This window comes from Aquimarina sp. TRL1, from assembly GCF_013365535.1.
Lineage (GTDB): Bacteria > Bacteroidota > Bacteroidia > Flavobacteriales > Flavobacteriaceae > Aquimarina > Aquimarina hainanensis.
The window spans coordinates 3,696,350-3,711,619 of record NZ_CP053590.1 but is presented as its reverse complement, the minus strand read 5'-3'; the positions used below and the strand labels follow the sequence as shown (position 1 = coordinate 3,711,619).

Below are 15,270 nucleotides of genomic sequence, written 5' to 3'. Positions count from 1 at the left end.
TGTTTCATAATTAATAATCAAAAAATAAAATATTATGAACAAACAAGCAATTATAGTAGGTGGTACCACTGGTATGGGTAAAGCTACTGCAGAATTATTATTAAAAGACGGTATTGAAGTTACCATTATTGGTAGGTCAGACAAAAATTTAAAGACAACCGAAGAAGAGCTATCAAAAATCGGTACTGTTAAAACAGTAGGTTTAGACCTCTTTGATTCTAAGCAATTACAAATCTTTATTAATAACCTTAACAGCACTACCCCTAACTTAAAGTATTTGGTAAATGCGGCAGGGTATTTTAGTCCAAAATTATTCATAGAGCACACTTCTGACGACTATGACCTTTATCACAATTTTAATAAAGCCTTCTTTTTTATTACTCAACAGACAGCAAAAATTATGAAAGATAATGGTGGTGGATCTATTGTAAACATAGGTTCTATGTGGGCAAAACAAGCCATTAAGGCAACACCTTCATCGGCATATTCTATGGCAAAAGCTGGATTACATAGTTTAACACAACACTTAGCAATGGAATTAGCGGAACACAACATTAGAGTAAATGCAGTTTCTCCAGCAGTGGTAGTAACACCTATTTACGGAGCATTCATTGAGGAAGACAAAATTGAAGAAGCACTACAAGGATTCAATGATTTCCATCCAATTGGCAGAGTGGGAAGACCTGAAGACATCGCCAAAACAATCCACTTTTTACTCACAGACCAAAGCTCATGGGTAACTGGTGCTATTTGGGACATAGATGGTGGAGTTATGGCAGGAAGAAATTAAAAGACAAATCATTAAAACATTAACAATTAAAATTTAGTAAAATGAAAAATTTAGTAAAAACAACAGCCTTATTAACATTCCTATTTTTTGTAGGAATAGTAGCTAATGCACAAAATACTTCTTTCAAAATCAACAAACAAAAAAGAGTATTATTAATCATGTCATCTTATGATGATATGGGGATTAGTGGAAAACAAACAGGAACTTGGTTTCAGGAGTTAGCTGCACCATATTACATTCTAACAGAAGCTGGTTATGAAGTCGTATTTGCATCACCAGATGGAGGCGAAACACCAATAGACTGGCTAAGTATGAAAGCACCATTTACTACGGACTATACCGATAAGTTTTTAAATGATCCTGTTGCTATGTACGCTGCTAAGAGAACAAGAAAACTTAGAAACATAGACTACAATACCTTTGACGCGATTTTTGTGCCGGGAGGCTATGGTTTGTTAAATGATTTAGCTTCCGACCAATACCTGATTAAACTTATTCGCGACTTCTATGAATCTGACCGCTCAATTGCTATGGTTTGTCACGCACCAGCCATTTTAAGGGATGTTAAATTAACCAATGGGAAGTATTTGGTAGAAGGTGTTGATCTAACAGGATTTAAAGATGCTGAGGATGCTGAAATAGAATTGGACAGACACCTGCTATTCTCATTAGAGCAAGAGTTAAAAAGAAGAGGCGCGAACTATAAAAGTGTAAAAAACTGGGCTCCCAATGTGGTCGTTAGTGGTCCGTTAATGACTGGACAAAGTCCTGCATCTGCAGCACCTCTTGCTGAAGCATTAAGAGATAGATTGAAAAAATAATTGACTCTAGATAAAGGTGAAGGCAAACCTTCACCTTTATTTCTAATTTAAGTTTTAGCAATACAAATTCTTTGATTAGAATGATCATTGAAAGGTTGGAGAAGTGCTAAATCAAACGTTAAAAATTTCAAACCATGTTAAACGGAATAAATTTGAAAGGTCTTCAAGAATATACAGACCTTATTGGAAAAGAAGAAAAAGAAGCCTACTCTAGTTATGGCGTTACTGCTCAATGGCAAGGAGGCGTGAATACAAAAATTACGACTCACAATCAAAAAGTGGGAAGCAACGAAATACAAAAGGACTTTAGTTTTGAGATTGGTGAACCTAATGAACTTTTGGGCGACAACTCAAGACCAACACCACAAGACTATTTATTAGGAGGCCTGGCAGGTTGTATGATGGTTGGTTTTGTTGCCGGAGCTTCAGGTAAAGGAATTAAACTCAACAAGGTTAAACTTCATATTACAGGAACTTTGGACTTAAGAGGCTTTTTAAATGTAAACCCCGAAAGTCCTATTGGTTTTGACACCATTGAATTTTCCTTTGATGTTGACGGTGATGGAACTCAAGAACAGTACAACGACATCATTAACAATGTACGTCAATTTTCACCTAATTATAGAACCATTACTGACAAGGTCAATATGAAGCTCAAAAGCTGAAGAAAACATCAGGGAACTAAGTTGTTATAGCTTAGTTCCCTTTCACAATTAAAATACTTAAAAAATGAAACAACATGTTAGCCTTGTACGGTCTAAGATTCAAAACAAATACTATACAGAATCGAAAGTATCAGGATTTTCTGTACAATCAGACGAACCAATAGCTTTAGGGGGAACAAATAAAGCTCCAAGTCCTATTGACCTTATGAATAGTGCATTGGCAAGCTGCACAGCCATGTATTTACTAAACAAAGCTGAGAAAGAAAATATAAATGTTGGGGAAATAAAAATCAAAATTATAGTAAATAAAAATGAGGATCAATCATTTAGGTTTGAGCGAACCCTTAGTTTTGAACACAAAGTATCAGAAAACGAGCAACAAAAATTACTTGTGTTTGCAAACAAGACACCAGTAACAAAGGCTTTAATAAAAGGCAATCAAGTTATTACTATAATCAAATAAATACACTTTTTTCAGCATGCACTCGAATGTACTTATTATTGGGGCAGGACTATCCGGCTTACTTCTTGGTTACCGCTTAAAGTTAGCAGGAACTCCTTTTAAAATTATTGAATCTCGACATAGAATTGGAGGTCGCATTCATACACTGTTGAGTGCTAACGATACTCCGGTAGAAATGGGTGCCACTTGGTTTGGAGACCAACATACTAACTTAAAACAATTGTTACATGAACTCAGTATTCCTCATTTCGAGCAATATATGGAAGGTACTTCTTTTTTTCAGCCCTTCTCTACTTCTCCAGCAAGCGCCATACCTATTCCCAGCCAACCACCAAGCTATAGAATAGCTGGAGGAACATCTTCCTTAATATATGCTTTGGCAAAAGCAGTTGGAAATGATGTTATAGCATTAAATGAACATGTTAAGGGCATTGATTTTTCTGAAAACAACGTAACTGTTTATACCAAAGATAAATCATTTGAAGGTTCTAAAATAATCTTGGCAATCCCGCCCAAATTATGGAGCAATACCATTGACTTTTCGCCATCATTACCAAATGAACTTAAAGATATCGCGACCAAAACGCACACATGGATGGAAGACAGTATAAAGGTTGCTATCACTTTCAATGAACCATTTTGGAGACAACAGAAGCAATCTGGAACTTTATTCAGCAACACAGGTCCAATAACAGAGCTATACGATCATTGTAACTACGAGGAAAACAAATATGCTTTATGCGGTTTTGTAAATTCCGGTTTTAAAAGGTTAACAGTTGAGGAACGTAAAAAAATAATTTTAGAACAATTAAATAGTGTTTTTGGAAATAGTATTAATAGTTACACAGATTATAATGAACAGATATGGAGTCTGGAGAAGCAAACATTTTTTGAAAATCAGGTTCCTTTGTTTCCCCATCAGAATAATGGTAATCCACTATTTCAAACCAGCTATTTCAATGGCAAATTATTCATCTCTTCAGCAGAAGCCGCTCCTATATATCCCGGCTATATGGAAGGTGCTGTTGTGTCCGCAATGCTATTAACTGAAAAAATAATTAATAAAACTATGCCCAACAATGTGTCCTATGAAAAGCACTAGCTGAGTTCTTCAAAGTTAATATTTTATTTTTTAATTATCTCGTAATATTTATTTTGGAGTGTTTAAATGTTGGTAATTCGCTCCTATTTGCTGATTGATTGTCAACATTTAAATACTTTATAACTTGCTCAGCATCCTATTTGTGATACAGCTCTTTTAGCGGTCACCAGCATCTGTATGATTATAAGCTATAATAAACCTGTCCACTTGCTATAAATATGTGATGCCAAGTTAATGGGCTCACCCATGTTGTTTTGTGATACAGACTTTGCTACTTCTTTGTGAGCTTTGTTATCTTTTTTTTATGCTAGAACTCCTTTTTGGTATGGAGTCTCTGTTTTAATTACTGCCAAAGTTCTATTCAACAATTTGCGAGCTACCTTGATGATAATTGTCTTTGAGTTCTTTCCTATATGCTTACGATAATAGGCTTGCATTACTGAACTAGGAGATAAGTCAGAAACCAAAGCTAATTCACTAGCTGTATAAGCTCTGCCATCTAATAAATTCCATACTATTTTCGCTCTTGATGGCTCACATAATAATGATGCTACAGTAATAAAATTATTTTCATCCATTATTCATTCTCAAATGAAATGTAAATGTAATAAATCAATTTACTTTGCTAAACATTAAAATCGTAATAAATGAAAGACATAGAAATTTTATTTGAAAACAAGCTCGGACAACTGGCTCTAATGGGAGAAACTCTAGGAAAAAACAAAATTAGCTTAGAAGGCGGAGGAGTTTTTCAAAATGGAGATTTATCAATAGCTCACTTTTTGGTTGAAGAGGCCGACAAAGCAAAAGTAGAATTAGAAAAAGTCGGAATAAAGGTTATTAATATAAGTGACGTGATAATTCAGAAACTTAGACAAGATGTCCCTGGACAACTAGGAGCATTTTGTAAAAAATTAGCTGATGCTAAAGTTAATATCTTGACGCAATATAGTGACCATTCTAATCAATTGATAGTAGTTGTTGATAATTACGAAAAGGCTAAAGTTGTATCTGACAAATGGATGAAAAGGTGGTGGAGTAATGAAGATTATGTAATATGATGAAAGAACATAATTATAAAGCCACTGTAAAATGGACTGGTAATAAAGGAAAAGGAACATCCAATTACAAAGAGTTTGAGAGATGTCATACTATATCTATTGAAAAAAAACCTGATATTTTATGTTCATCTGACCCAGCTTTTCGTGGAGATAAGACGAAATACAATCCGGAGGAACTTTTACTTTCATCATTATCAGCCTGTCATATGCTTTGGTATTTGCATTTATGCTCTGAATCCAACGTAATTATAACTGAATATTCAGACCAAGCGACTGGAATTATGTATGAAACATGCAATGGCAGTGGACATTTTTCAGAAGTCAATTTAAATCCAAAAACTAAAGTCACAGAAACTTCAATGATAAAAAAAGCCATTGAGTTACATAAAAAAGCTAATGAACTTTGCTTTATTGCAAATTCAGTAAACTTTAAAGTAAATCACAACCCGATTTGTTTGGTTGATTAAAAACAACGAACCGCCAACACTGTATATAAAAAATAGCAGTTAAGAGTTAAACTTTAAGTTTATTTCTTTTCTGCTATCTTTCTTAAACCTAAAAGACTTACGTATATAACCCTGCTACTTTTCATATACTAAATCGTTAGCAGTAATTAAACCTTTACAAGAAAACATTGTCTAAGAAAAAAAATCAATTAATGTACGCAGCATGAATAAAGTAGCTTATTTAACAGTTCTCACAGTATTATTGTTTACTGCTTGCAGTAAAAACGAATCTATTACACCTGATAATGGAACACCTGTAATTCAGGCTGAATCCTCTTACACAGTTTTAAAAGATGAAAATATTACATATGCTGAAGGGCTGAGTCATAATATGACAAGCACTTCCTCTTTTGCAACACCTCTAAAATTAGACGTTTACTATCCTGATAATAATTCCACAAATAGACCTATCTATATGTTCATTCATGGAGGAGGATTTACAGGTGGGACAAAAACTAAGCCTGAAATTGTAGATATGGCTAATTTTTATGCATCTAGAGGGTGGGTATTTGCATCTATAGATTATAGAACAGTAGAAGAACTTGGTACAATACAAGGAATGACTCCAGAACAGTTATATACGTATTATAGTGGAATTGCGCCTCAAGAATGGATTGAAAATGCTTTGCAAGGATCGCAGAGTGCGGATGAAGTTCAACAAGCTACTGCTATGTATCTCGCCCAAAGGGATGCAAAAGCAGCTCTTCGTTGGATTGTGGCAAACGCAAGCACCTATAGCATAAATAAAGATTTTATTACAGTTGGTGGAGCGTCAGCAGGAGCAATTACTACAATTGCTTTAGGAATTTCAAATCAAGAAGACTTTAGAAATGAGATTACCATTAGCGATGACCCAACACTATCTACTACAAACTTAAACGAATCTTATATAGTGAGAAGTATGGTTTATTTCTGGGGTTCAAACATAAAATTAGATGTTTTTGAAGCAGTTTATAACTTAGAACAATATGACAGATATGATGCTAGTGATCCAGAATTATTTATGGGGCATGGCACAGCACAGGATCTTGTCACTCCTTATGAAGAAGCACTTGAACTGCAAAGTATCTATAACTCATTGGGTATTTACAACAAACTGGCGACCTTAACACTACCGAATGGTAACCCTGCTGGACATGGAGCTTGGAATGGAGTGGTAAATGGAAAAGGCTTATCGGAATTAACTTTTGATTTTCTAGTTGAAAGACAAAATTTGAATGTCGAATAAATAACTACTGCCAACACGGTGTCCTATGAAAAGTACTAGCCGAATTCTTCGAAGTTAATATTTTATTTTTTAATTATCTCATAATATTTATTTTGGAGTGTTTAAATGTTGGCAATTCGCTCCTATTTGCTGATTGATTGTCAACATTTAAATACTTTATAACTTGCTCAGCATCCTATTTGTGATCCAGCTCTTTTAGCGGTCACCAGCATCTGCATGATTATAAGCTATAATAAACCCGTCCACTTGCTATAAATATGTGATGCCAAGTTAATGGGCTCACCCACGTTGTTTTGTGATACAGACTTTGCTACTTCTTTGTGAGCTTTGTTATCTTTTTTTTTATGCTAGAACTCCTTTTTGGTATAGAGTCTCTGTTTTAATTACTGCCAAAGTTCTACTCAACAATTTGCGAGCTACCTTGATGATAATTGTCTTTGAGTTCTTTCCTATATGCTTACGATAATAGGCTTGCATTACTGGGTCTGTGCGTATCGCCTGCCAAGAAGCTTCTATAAAATAACTGCGCATTAATCGATGTGCTCGCATGGTAATACCCTCTACTCTTTTGACTATCAACGCTCTGATGAATTCCTGGAGCTAAACCAACATAACCTGATAAATGTTCTAATACCAATATATGACTTTGGTAAAAGCAGTAATTTGAGTAATCATGTCTTTATTTTTTTAGTATACCTTAAAGATACTTGACTTACTGCTTTTTCATGGATGCTATAGTATAGCTCATCGCTGCTGAATTCCTAATCGGAATTCATTGCAATTTGCTATCTTTCGGTCATGGCGGAAAATCATAGCTGATTTTCCGCAACGAGCCATACACAAAATCGTTAGCAACAAGCGAAAACTTGAAATGTAAAATGAAGTTTAGAAAAGCAACAGAAAATGATGTTTCAGTAATAGTGGAAATGATTGCTGATGATGAACTTGGAAAGAAAAGGGAAAATTTTCAAATTCCATTGCCTTCTGAATACTTAAAGGCTTTTGAGAAAATAAACTCTGATGAAAATCAAGAATTAATTGTTCTTGAAAATGAAGATCTGGAAATAATAGGCACTCTTCAACTATCATTTATACAATACTTGACCTATCGTGGTGGAATTAGAGCACAAATTGAAGCAGTAAGAATTAGAAAGGATAAAAGAGGACTCGGAATTGGAAAAATTATGTTTGAATGGGCTATTAATAGAGCCAAAGCACGAAAAGCACATTTAATTCAATTAACGACAGACAAAAAACGACCTAAAGCGATTAAGTTTTATGAGGAATTGGGATTTAAAAAATCACACGAAGGAATGAAAATGCATTTTAACTGAAAATAGCTAGTTGCTCTAAATTGCATTAAAACGTAGTTTAGCCAAACCGTTAGGCATAATTAATGAATATGGACGTAAGATTATTAATAGAACAATATAGAAGCTTTGCTTTAACCATAATTAGTCCTACTCTATTTGAATTGACTGATGATAAATCAATGCTATATTTCCATGATGAAGAAAGAGCCGATTTATTTTTTATACGCTTAAATGAATTTATAAATACCTCTTTTGAATTGCCTCTTAACTCAAGTAAAAGGGTTTCCTTATTTAATTTAATGGAGGATTTTTGTATTCAATATAAAGACAATGATGATTTTAATAAATTTCTTCAAGTAATAAAGGAAACTAAAGAGTTCTTTTTTAAGAAGAGGTTTTATAAATATTACATCTCGCCATATGACATTGACTTTGAAATCTCATTTGCAGAATTAATAAATTTTCAATCGAATTACTCAAAACATAGTTATTATCATCTAACAATAATTAAAAACAAACTAAAAAAACATTTTAAGAAAAATAACATTCCAAATTTTGATAAAGAAGACTATAATGAACATTTAGCTTACTTTAAAGAAGCTGTACTTGATGATAGATTAAATTTTAATCAAACCCATATGGTAGAAAAGCTAGGGGATTTATTCCTTTCTTTTTGGGAACTTCTTAATTCTGACCATCAAAATCGTATTCAAGGTTTAATAAACGATTTTATAGAAAAAAATGGACGATTAGTACAATGGAAAATCGATAAGCCCAATGATTTAACAGATATAGAAGAATTCTTTTGGACAATTAAAGGACTTCATAAATTTGACAGAAATAGACTTTCTGATTTCATTCCTAAAACTTGGAATCCATTAATTGAGAAAGAAACGAGCATTAATAATATGATTGAAAAGCACAGATAATCACTATGTCTAACAATGGCTATAATTAATATGGTTTTTGGTACTTAACCCAAAATTTAGAGCTTTAAACTAAGTCCGCCAAATCGTTGATTTGGCTTTTAAAATTGATAAGTTAAAAATAAAAATTTTGGCTAAGTACTTAACTAAAAGCTTACTATTTTTAATTCCTGTACTAACCATAGCCAAACCGTTACCGCCAACTAAAAAGAAAAAAATGAACAACCAACAAGCATTCATAATAAGATGTGCACCAAGTGGAATAAATCGGCTTGATGAATTATTGGTGAAAAATCAAATTGTAATTGGGTGGTCTTATACAAAAGATGAATTGTTCAATACTTCTTTAAATCGAGATGAATTCAAACAACGATTAAAGGAAATTTATCATCCTAACTATGAAAATAATCCATACTCATTAGGACAAGCAACGGGCTATATGTGGAGATTCATTAGAGAAATGAAAGTTGGAGATTTGGCAATTGTTCCAATACCAAGAGCATTTTATTTAGGTGAAATAACAAGTTCAACAATATATCTTGAAAATAAGGTTGAAGCAGATACCGCAATCAGAAGAAATGTGAAATGGATGAATAACGGAAAACCAATTCAAAGAGATTATTGTGGTGCAGGACTAATTTCAAGATTGAAATATCAAGGAACTTGTGTTAGTGCGACGGATTTGATTGAAGATATAAAATTGGCTCTCGAATCTTCAAAAAAGAAAAGTAAACCAAACTTCAAAAGAGGCGTATTTAGATGACCGAAAATTTGAAAAACTCGTGCAACAACTAATGTTAGGTCTTGGAGCAACAACAAGCGAAATACCCACAAAAAACAAATACAAAAATTCAATTGCTGATGTTGATATTTTAGCAAATTTCGTTCATTTAGGATTACAAATATATGTTCAAGTAAAAAAGCATAAAGAAAGTTCTGATGAACATGCTGTAAATCAAATAGTCGAAGCAATAAAAATTGATAATGAAGATAACTCTAAACCAATTTTTGGTTGGGTGGTTACTTCAGGGAAATTTACAGAAAAGGCGCAAAATATGGCAAATGATAATGGAATCAGAGTAATAAATGGAGATGACTTAGCCGAAATGATTGTTACTGTTGGATTAGATAAATTTAAATAAATGAAAAAGAAAGCAGTCGGCAACAACGTGTATAGCAAATTGCAATGAATTCCTAATCGGAATTCATTGCAATTTGCTATCTTTCGGCTACGGCGGAAAAGTCCGGTGGACATTTTCCGCAACGAGTCATACACAAACCGTTGGCATTAATTATGAAAATCAAGTCAGTGCATAAACTAATAATCTACCTTCCTATTTATGAGTGCTGATTTACTGCTTCATTACACAAATATTCTATTAATTTTTACTTCGTTATTTTTTGCTTTCTTTTTATTCTACGTGAAATCAAAGAATAGAATAGGTAATTTTTTTTTAGCTGTTTTTTTAATTATTAGAACTGTAGATATACTTCCATTTACTTTTAATTTAGAATTAACACCAATTATTGATATTTTAAGAATGGATATTGGTGCGTTTTTTCAAGCACCATTACTTTTCTTATTTACACTATCAACAATATATTCCGATTTTAAAATCTCATCAAAACATCTTTTGTTATTAACTCCATTTATTGCTAACACCATATTATTACTTCCAAATTTTTATTTGGCAAATGAAAGTGAACAGCTTTTATTCTATCATAATTACACACATACATTAGAAGGTAAATTATCCTATATCTTAGCACATCTTCAAAATTTATTTTACATCGTAGTCACTTTTGTTTTACTTACTAGATATAAAAAACTTTTATTTGAAAACTATTCTAAAAGTACAGGCATAAATTATAAATGGTTATTTCAAATGAATATGATTTGTTTGCTCTTATTCATTTTTGCACTTGTAAAAAACATTTACCGCTTTGGGAGTCATTTTGGTTTTATCTCTATTTTAAGATTCTCTACTTCTTTAATAATGCTAGGCTTTACTTGTTGGCTAATTCTTAAAGCATTAAATGCCCCTAAATTATTTAGAGGAATTTCTTCAAACTTACAATTAGCATCTATATTAAAAGCAGAAAAAACTACTCCTGAAACAGACCTCTGGGATAGCCAAAAAGCAAAACTTAAAAAATTTATGTCTGAAGAAGAGCCTTATTTAGATTCAGATTTAACCATTAAGGGTTTAGCCGATCAAATGCAAATGGAAGAAAGAAATCTTTCGATTTTAATAAATACACAATTGAATTTGAACTTTTACGAATTTATAAATAAACATAGAATCAATAAAGCAAAAGAAATATTAGAAGATACATCACAATCAAAACTTACAATACTCGAAATTTTATACCAAGTAGGATATAACTCTAAATCTTCATTTAATACGGCTTTTAAAAAAGCAACAGGAGTTACACCAACCATATACAGAAAAAAGTTTCAAAAAAAAGAGTTCGAATAAATTATTCGGTCGTATAACTCTGTTTTATAGTTGTTTTTAGCAATAAAAATATTTTTACAATTATGAAACCTAATAAATTAATTACATTAATTACGTTATGCTTTTTTTCGTTAACCTGCTGTTCTCAAAACAAAAAGTTTAAAAAAAAACAAAACCAAAAAATTAAAATAAATGGTAAAAAAATTGCCGAGATTTTATCATTTTTTCCGACGGATGAACCAGGAGGAACTTTTCTTGTGACACAAAATGGAAAACATATCGCTTCGGCAGCACTTGGGAAAAGTAATCTTGAATTAGACATAGATATGCAATTAGATAATGTCTTTAACATTGCTTCTGTTACGAAACCATTCACCGCAGTAGCAATCTTCACATTAATAGAAAAAGGAAAAATCTCTTTACAAGATAAAATCTCAAAATTTGTTCCCAACTTTCCAAAAGAAGGGAAAAATATTACAATTGGGCATTTATTATCTCATAGTTCAGGTATGGAATACAAGAACGATGAAAAGCAACGTAATGACTTTAAAAGAGCAATTAGAAATAGAAATGAAAATGACTCTGATTTTATTCTTGAATATTTTACAAAAGAAAAGTTTGATACAGAACCGGGAAATAAATATGATTATAACAATGTAGCCTATCAATTACTGGGATACATTATTGAACTTGTTAGCGATAAAACCTATGAAACATATTTAAAAGAGGTTTTCTTTACTCCTCTAAAAATGAATAATACTTTTTTAGAAAACTCTGCCAAAGTTATTGAGAATAGAGCAATTGGATACGATTCGTTTAACGAAAATGACTATCAAATTAGAAAAATAGACAGTGATGATTCTTATTTTTACTCTGCAGGTGGACTAATGTCTACAGTTAACGATTTATCAATTTGGTATGACGCACTAATGAATTATAAAATAATAAATAAACCTAATGTAGAAAAGCTTATTATGCCAGTAAAATACAACAATGGTAGCTATGCAGGAAATGGATATGGCGTATTTACTGGGAACTTAAATGGACATAATTATATACTACATGATGGTTTAGGTTGGGGGTATGGCTCTGTAGTATTATATTTTCCAAAATCAAAACTTTTTATAGCACATTTAAGAAATTGTGGATATTGTAAATTTGATCTTGGATTATCATATAGTGCACCAATTAGAATTGCATCAATGTTACTTAATTCCGAATATTCTAATACGAAATACCCAAACAAAATACTCTTAAGAGAATATGCTGGGGCATATCACTCGTCGCTATCTAAAGAGCTTAAAACCATAGTAGAAAAAGAAAGCAAACTATACCTAGAGAGTAAAAGATTCGGATTATTATCATTAATGCAAATTAACGAGAATACATTTTTCTCTGAAAGAAATAATGAAACCATAACTTTTAAAAAAATAACAAAGAATGAGTTTGAAATGACTTCTAACAGAGGTATCCCAATCATATTTAAAAAACTAACGAAAAATAACTAATGCCAACACGAGGGTATAGTTCATTGCGGTTCTATTTTTTTTAAAATAATTGCTTAACCAAAGTTTGAGCTTTATTTGCTAACTTAGGGTCAAAATACACAACTAACCATACACAAACCGTTAGGCAACATTCGAATAAATTATGAGTAAATGTATTTTTTGTGATATCGTTAATGGAAAAGCTCCTGCATTCAAAATTTGGGAAAGTGAAGAACATATAGCATTTCTCTCAATTTTTCCTAATACAGAAGGCTTTACAGTTGTGGCAACTAAAAAACACTTAAGCAGTTATTGCTTTGATTTGACAGATGAAGAATTATCAAAATTGACCGTCGCTGCAAAACAAGTGGGAAAATTATTAGATAAAAAATTAGATGATGTTGGTAGAACTGGACTGATGATGGAAGGCTTTGGCGTGGATCATGCCCATGTTAAACTCTTTCCTATGCATGGTACTTCGGACTTGAAAACTTGGAAGCCATTTTTGTCAAAACAGGCGAAATACTTTGAAAAGTATGAAGGTTATATCTCCTCCCATGATTGCAATAGAGCAAATGATGATAAATTACGGAAAATTGCTAATAAAATAATAAATTAAAAACGTTGCCCAACAATGTATAACCGCAATTTCAGGTGGATTCGGACGTAGTCGAATCCACCTGAAATTGCTAACGTCTGTACCAAACCTAAAATTAACGTATATTAACCCGTAACTGACGGTTATACAAGCCCCTTGTAGGTAATTAAAATGACACATAAACAGATTTTAGAAAAAATTGGGTTCGAGCAACTCGCTAAAGCAGTAGAGGAAGATCTAGCCAGGGTAATTAATATTGCTATGTCCTTCAAAAAAGGAGGAAGTATTAATGATGTTTCTGCGTATGCCATACCTCTTCTCCTAACAAGATGGAATTGTGTTTTATTCGCAGATAAAGGGGTTTCTCAATACTATAAGGAAAAGGTTGCTTTGACATTAGCCATCTTATTTCACAAATATGGATTGTCTGATAAATCAATAACTGATGAAGCAATTAAAGCAATAGATAAATTGAATGATGATGTAGTTTTAAGTGATGATTTTTTTAACAAATCTGGTCGGATAAAAGACTTTTTGAAAACAAAACCTTCTGAATTAAAGAGGAAACCAAGAAAACCAGATAATCTTACTTTCTTCAGAGCGAATGATATTGTTTCAATAAAATTAGATGTTAAATATTATGTCGCTTACATCCATAAACTGACTGGAGTTAATGAAGCTCCAATTCTTGAATTTTATGATGGAGTATTTGAAACAATACCTGAAATGGGAGAATTAAACAAACTAAGAGCCAAAGGTCAGAAATTTAATGATGGAAAAATGCGCATTGCTAATTTCGCCATTTACGGAATGAAATATCAACCTGATTTGGCAGGACAAATTCACCTAATAGGTTCTGATGAAAATATAGAGCTAAAACCAAATAACAGTAATTTGGAGGAATCAATTGGGCTTTTTACAGTAAGTAATTTATTTTTCATACAGGAGACGATAAAAAAGATGTTTTACGAATAAGAAGTACCTACAACAACACCTAAACTGCGTTTTAATGCAGTTGAGCCGAACCGTTGTGCTTCATTATAAAGAACCATAAAAAAAACCGAATAATTGAATGAAAAATAATAGAACATCAAGCATTACAAAAAACCTAATACTTAAATATTTTGGTCAAGTAATTCTCATTGTTTTTAGTGTAGTATTAGGGCTGTATCTAAGCGAAAGAATTGAGGATAAAAAAAATGAACGAAATGCTCAGGAATTGTTTTTGAAAATAAATTCAGAGCTAATAACTAATAAAAAGCTTTTGGATTATTGGGTTCCTTACCATAAGGAAATAGTTAATAGAATAGATAGTCTTTCTAGTGATAAAAATTTTATTGAGGCATTCATAAAAGACAAGTCTACAATTTACAAAGCATTCAGCAAAGGAACTATTATGAGTGATTTTCCTTCCAGCGATGCTTGGGATATTGCAAAGTCTCACCCTTTAATTGTGAATATGAACTATGATAAATTATTTATACTATCAAAAATTTATAATCAACAGAAATTCACATATGAATCTGTTCCAAAACTTATTGACTTAATGCTATCAACTGAATTTAATTCTGTGGAGCAGGCAAACAAAAACTTACAATTATTTAGAGATAGGTTAGATGAAATCTACGTAAGAGAATTACAACTAATTGATTATTATAAACTAGCTGAAAAATTTCAAAATGATAAAGTCTAATTCGAAACTTTAATTAAAATAAGGAAATACTATTAATAAAGAAAAAATGAAATAACGTAAGTACAACAATGGCTATAAGTAATTGCTGGTTCTCGCCTATTTCTGAAAAGTTAAGCACTAACTCTCGCAACTACTTATAAAAAATGTCGTTAGCAAAC

At 32.1% G+C, this 15,270-nt stretch carries 19 protein-coding genes; 17 read left to right on the top strand and 2 right to left on the bottom strand.

Translation table 11 applies throughout. The annotated features are described in order from the left end of the window. Positions 1 to 34 precede the first annotated feature (34 nt). From HN014_RS15300 to HN014_RS15280, 5 genes are all read left to right on the top strand, one after another. Positions 35 to 790: an SDR family NAD(P)-dependent oxidoreductase gene (locus HN014_RS15300; protein ID WP_176029722.1), complete on the top strand. Its 756-nt coding sequence runs from the start codon at positions 35 to 37 to the stop codon at positions 788 to 790. A 41-nt stretch (positions 791 to 831) separates the two neighbouring features. Beyond that, the gene (locus HN014_RS15295; protein WP_176029721.1) at positions 832 to 1,611 is read left to right on the top strand and encodes a type 1 glutamine amidotransferase domain-containing protein; all 780 of its coding nucleotides are present in this window, start codon (positions 832 to 834) and stop codon (positions 1,609 to 1,611) included. Between the two features lie 134 nt (positions 1,612 to 1,745). Beyond that, positions 1,746 to 2,276: an OsmC family protein gene (locus tag HN014_RS15290; RefSeq protein WP_176029720.1), complete on the top strand. Its 531-nt coding sequence runs from the start codon at positions 1,746 to 1,748 to the stop codon at positions 2,274 to 2,276. Positions 2,277 to 2,340: 64 nt separating this feature from the next. Then, the gene (locus HN014_RS15285) at positions 2,341 to 2,739 is read left to right on the top strand and encodes an OsmC family protein (RefSeq protein WP_176029719.1); all 399 of its coding nucleotides are present in this window, start codon (positions 2,341 to 2,343) and stop codon (positions 2,737 to 2,739) included. A gap of 16 nt (positions 2,740 to 2,755) precedes the next feature. Further along, positions 2,756 to 3,841, top strand: coding sequence for an FAD-dependent oxidoreductase (locus HN014_RS15280; protein ID WP_176029718.1), 1,086 nt, complete (start codon positions 2,756 to 2,758; stop codon positions 3,839 to 3,841). 302 nt (positions 3,842 to 4,143) lie between these two features. Here HN014_RS15280 and HN014_RS15275 read toward each other — a convergent pair whose 3' ends face one another. Further along, on the bottom strand, positions 4,144 to 4,419 hold the full coding sequence (locus HN014_RS15275; protein WP_176029717.1) for a helix-turn-helix transcriptional regulator: 276 nt from the start codon (positions 4,417 to 4,419) through the stop codon (positions 4,144 to 4,146). Positions 4,420 to 4,488: 69 nt separating this feature from the next. On the opposite strand from HN014_RS15275, the gene HN014_RS15270 reads away from it, so the two are divergent. From HN014_RS15270 to HN014_RS15260, 3 genes are all read left to right on the top strand, one after another. Beyond that, entirely contained in the window at positions 4,489 to 4,902 is a 414-nt protein-coding gene (locus tag HN014_RS15270) for an amino acid-binding ACT domain-containing protein (protein WP_176029716.1), read from the top strand. After that, the gene (locus HN014_RS15265; RefSeq protein WP_176031133.1) at positions 4,902 to 5,369 is read left to right on the top strand and encodes an OsmC family protein; all 468 of its coding nucleotides are present in this window, start codon (positions 4,902 to 4,904) and stop codon (positions 5,367 to 5,369) included. The genes HN014_RS15270 and HN014_RS15265 overlap by 1 nt, the downstream gene beginning before the upstream one ends. Positions 5,370 to 5,610: 241 nt before the next feature. Further along, positions 5,611 to 6,636 (top strand): carboxylesterase family protein, encoded by a 1,026-nt coding sequence (locus HN014_RS15260; RefSeq protein WP_254884019.1) that lies wholly within the window; start codon positions 5,611 to 5,613, stop codon positions 6,634 to 6,636. Between the two features lie 342 nt (positions 6,637 to 6,978). Here HN014_RS15260 and HN014_RS15255 read toward each other — a convergent pair whose 3' ends face one another. Then, positions 6,979 to 7,185, bottom strand: coding sequence for a hypothetical protein (locus HN014_RS15255; RefSeq protein WP_176029715.1), 207 nt, complete (start codon positions 7,183 to 7,185; stop codon positions 6,979 to 6,981). Between the two features lie 329 nt (positions 7,186 to 7,514). Here HN014_RS15255 and HN014_RS15250 point away from each other — a divergent pair, with 329 nt between their 5' ends. The 9 genes from HN014_RS15250 to HN014_RS15210 all read left to right on the top strand — a co-directional run bounded on the left by HN014_RS15250 (position 7,515) and on the right by HN014_RS15210 (position 15,112). Further along, complete coding sequence (locus HN014_RS15250) at positions 7,515 to 7,970, top strand: GNAT family N-acetyltransferase (RefSeq protein ID WP_176029714.1); 456 nt, start codon at positions 7,515 to 7,517, stop codon at positions 7,968 to 7,970. A gap of 68 nt (positions 7,971 to 8,038) precedes the next feature. Then, positions 8,039 to 8,878 (top strand): hypothetical protein, encoded by an 840-nt coding sequence (locus HN014_RS15245; RefSeq protein WP_217704337.1) that lies wholly within the window; start codon positions 8,039 to 8,041, stop codon positions 8,876 to 8,878. 91 nt (positions 8,879 to 8,969) lie between these two features. Then, positions 8,970 to 9,638, top strand: a complete 669-nt coding sequence (locus HN014_RS15240) for a hypothetical protein (protein ID WP_176029712.1) — start codon at positions 8,970 to 8,972, stop codon at positions 9,636 to 9,638. A gap of 19 nt (positions 9,639 to 9,657) precedes the next feature. Next, positions 9,658 to 10,017 carry a restriction endonuclease gene (locus HN014_RS15235; protein WP_176029711.1) on the top strand — a complete coding sequence of 120 codons (360 nt, stop codon included), beginning with the start codon at positions 9,658 to 9,660 and terminating at the stop codon, positions 10,015 to 10,017. 198 nt (positions 10,018 to 10,215) lie between these two features. After that, a complete protein-coding gene (locus HN014_RS15230; RefSeq protein ID WP_176029710.1) occupies positions 10,216 to 11,355 on the top strand; it encodes an AraC family transcriptional regulator in 1,140 nt (379 codons plus the stop codon). 62 nt (positions 11,356 to 11,417) lie between these two features. Continuing rightward, positions 11,418 to 12,842 (top strand): serine hydrolase, encoded by a 1,425-nt coding sequence (locus HN014_RS15225; RefSeq protein WP_176029709.1) that lies wholly within the window; start codon positions 11,418 to 11,420, stop codon positions 12,840 to 12,842. 142 nt (positions 12,843 to 12,984) lie between these two features. Then, the gene (locus tag HN014_RS15220; RefSeq protein ID WP_176029708.1) at positions 12,985 to 13,440 is read left to right on the top strand and encodes an HIT family protein; all 456 of its coding nucleotides are present in this window, start codon (positions 12,985 to 12,987) and stop codon (positions 13,438 to 13,440) included. A 150-nt stretch (positions 13,441 to 13,590) separates the two neighbouring features. Further along, a complete protein-coding gene (locus HN014_RS15215) occupies positions 13,591 to 14,394 on the top strand; it encodes a hypothetical protein (protein ID WP_176029707.1) in 804 nt (267 codons plus the stop codon). A 97-nt stretch (positions 14,395 to 14,491) separates the two neighbouring features. Next, a complete protein-coding gene (locus tag HN014_RS15210; protein WP_176029706.1) occupies positions 14,492 to 15,112 on the top strand; it encodes a hypothetical protein in 621 nt (206 codons plus the stop codon). Positions 15,113 to 15,270: the final 158 nt, after the last annotated feature.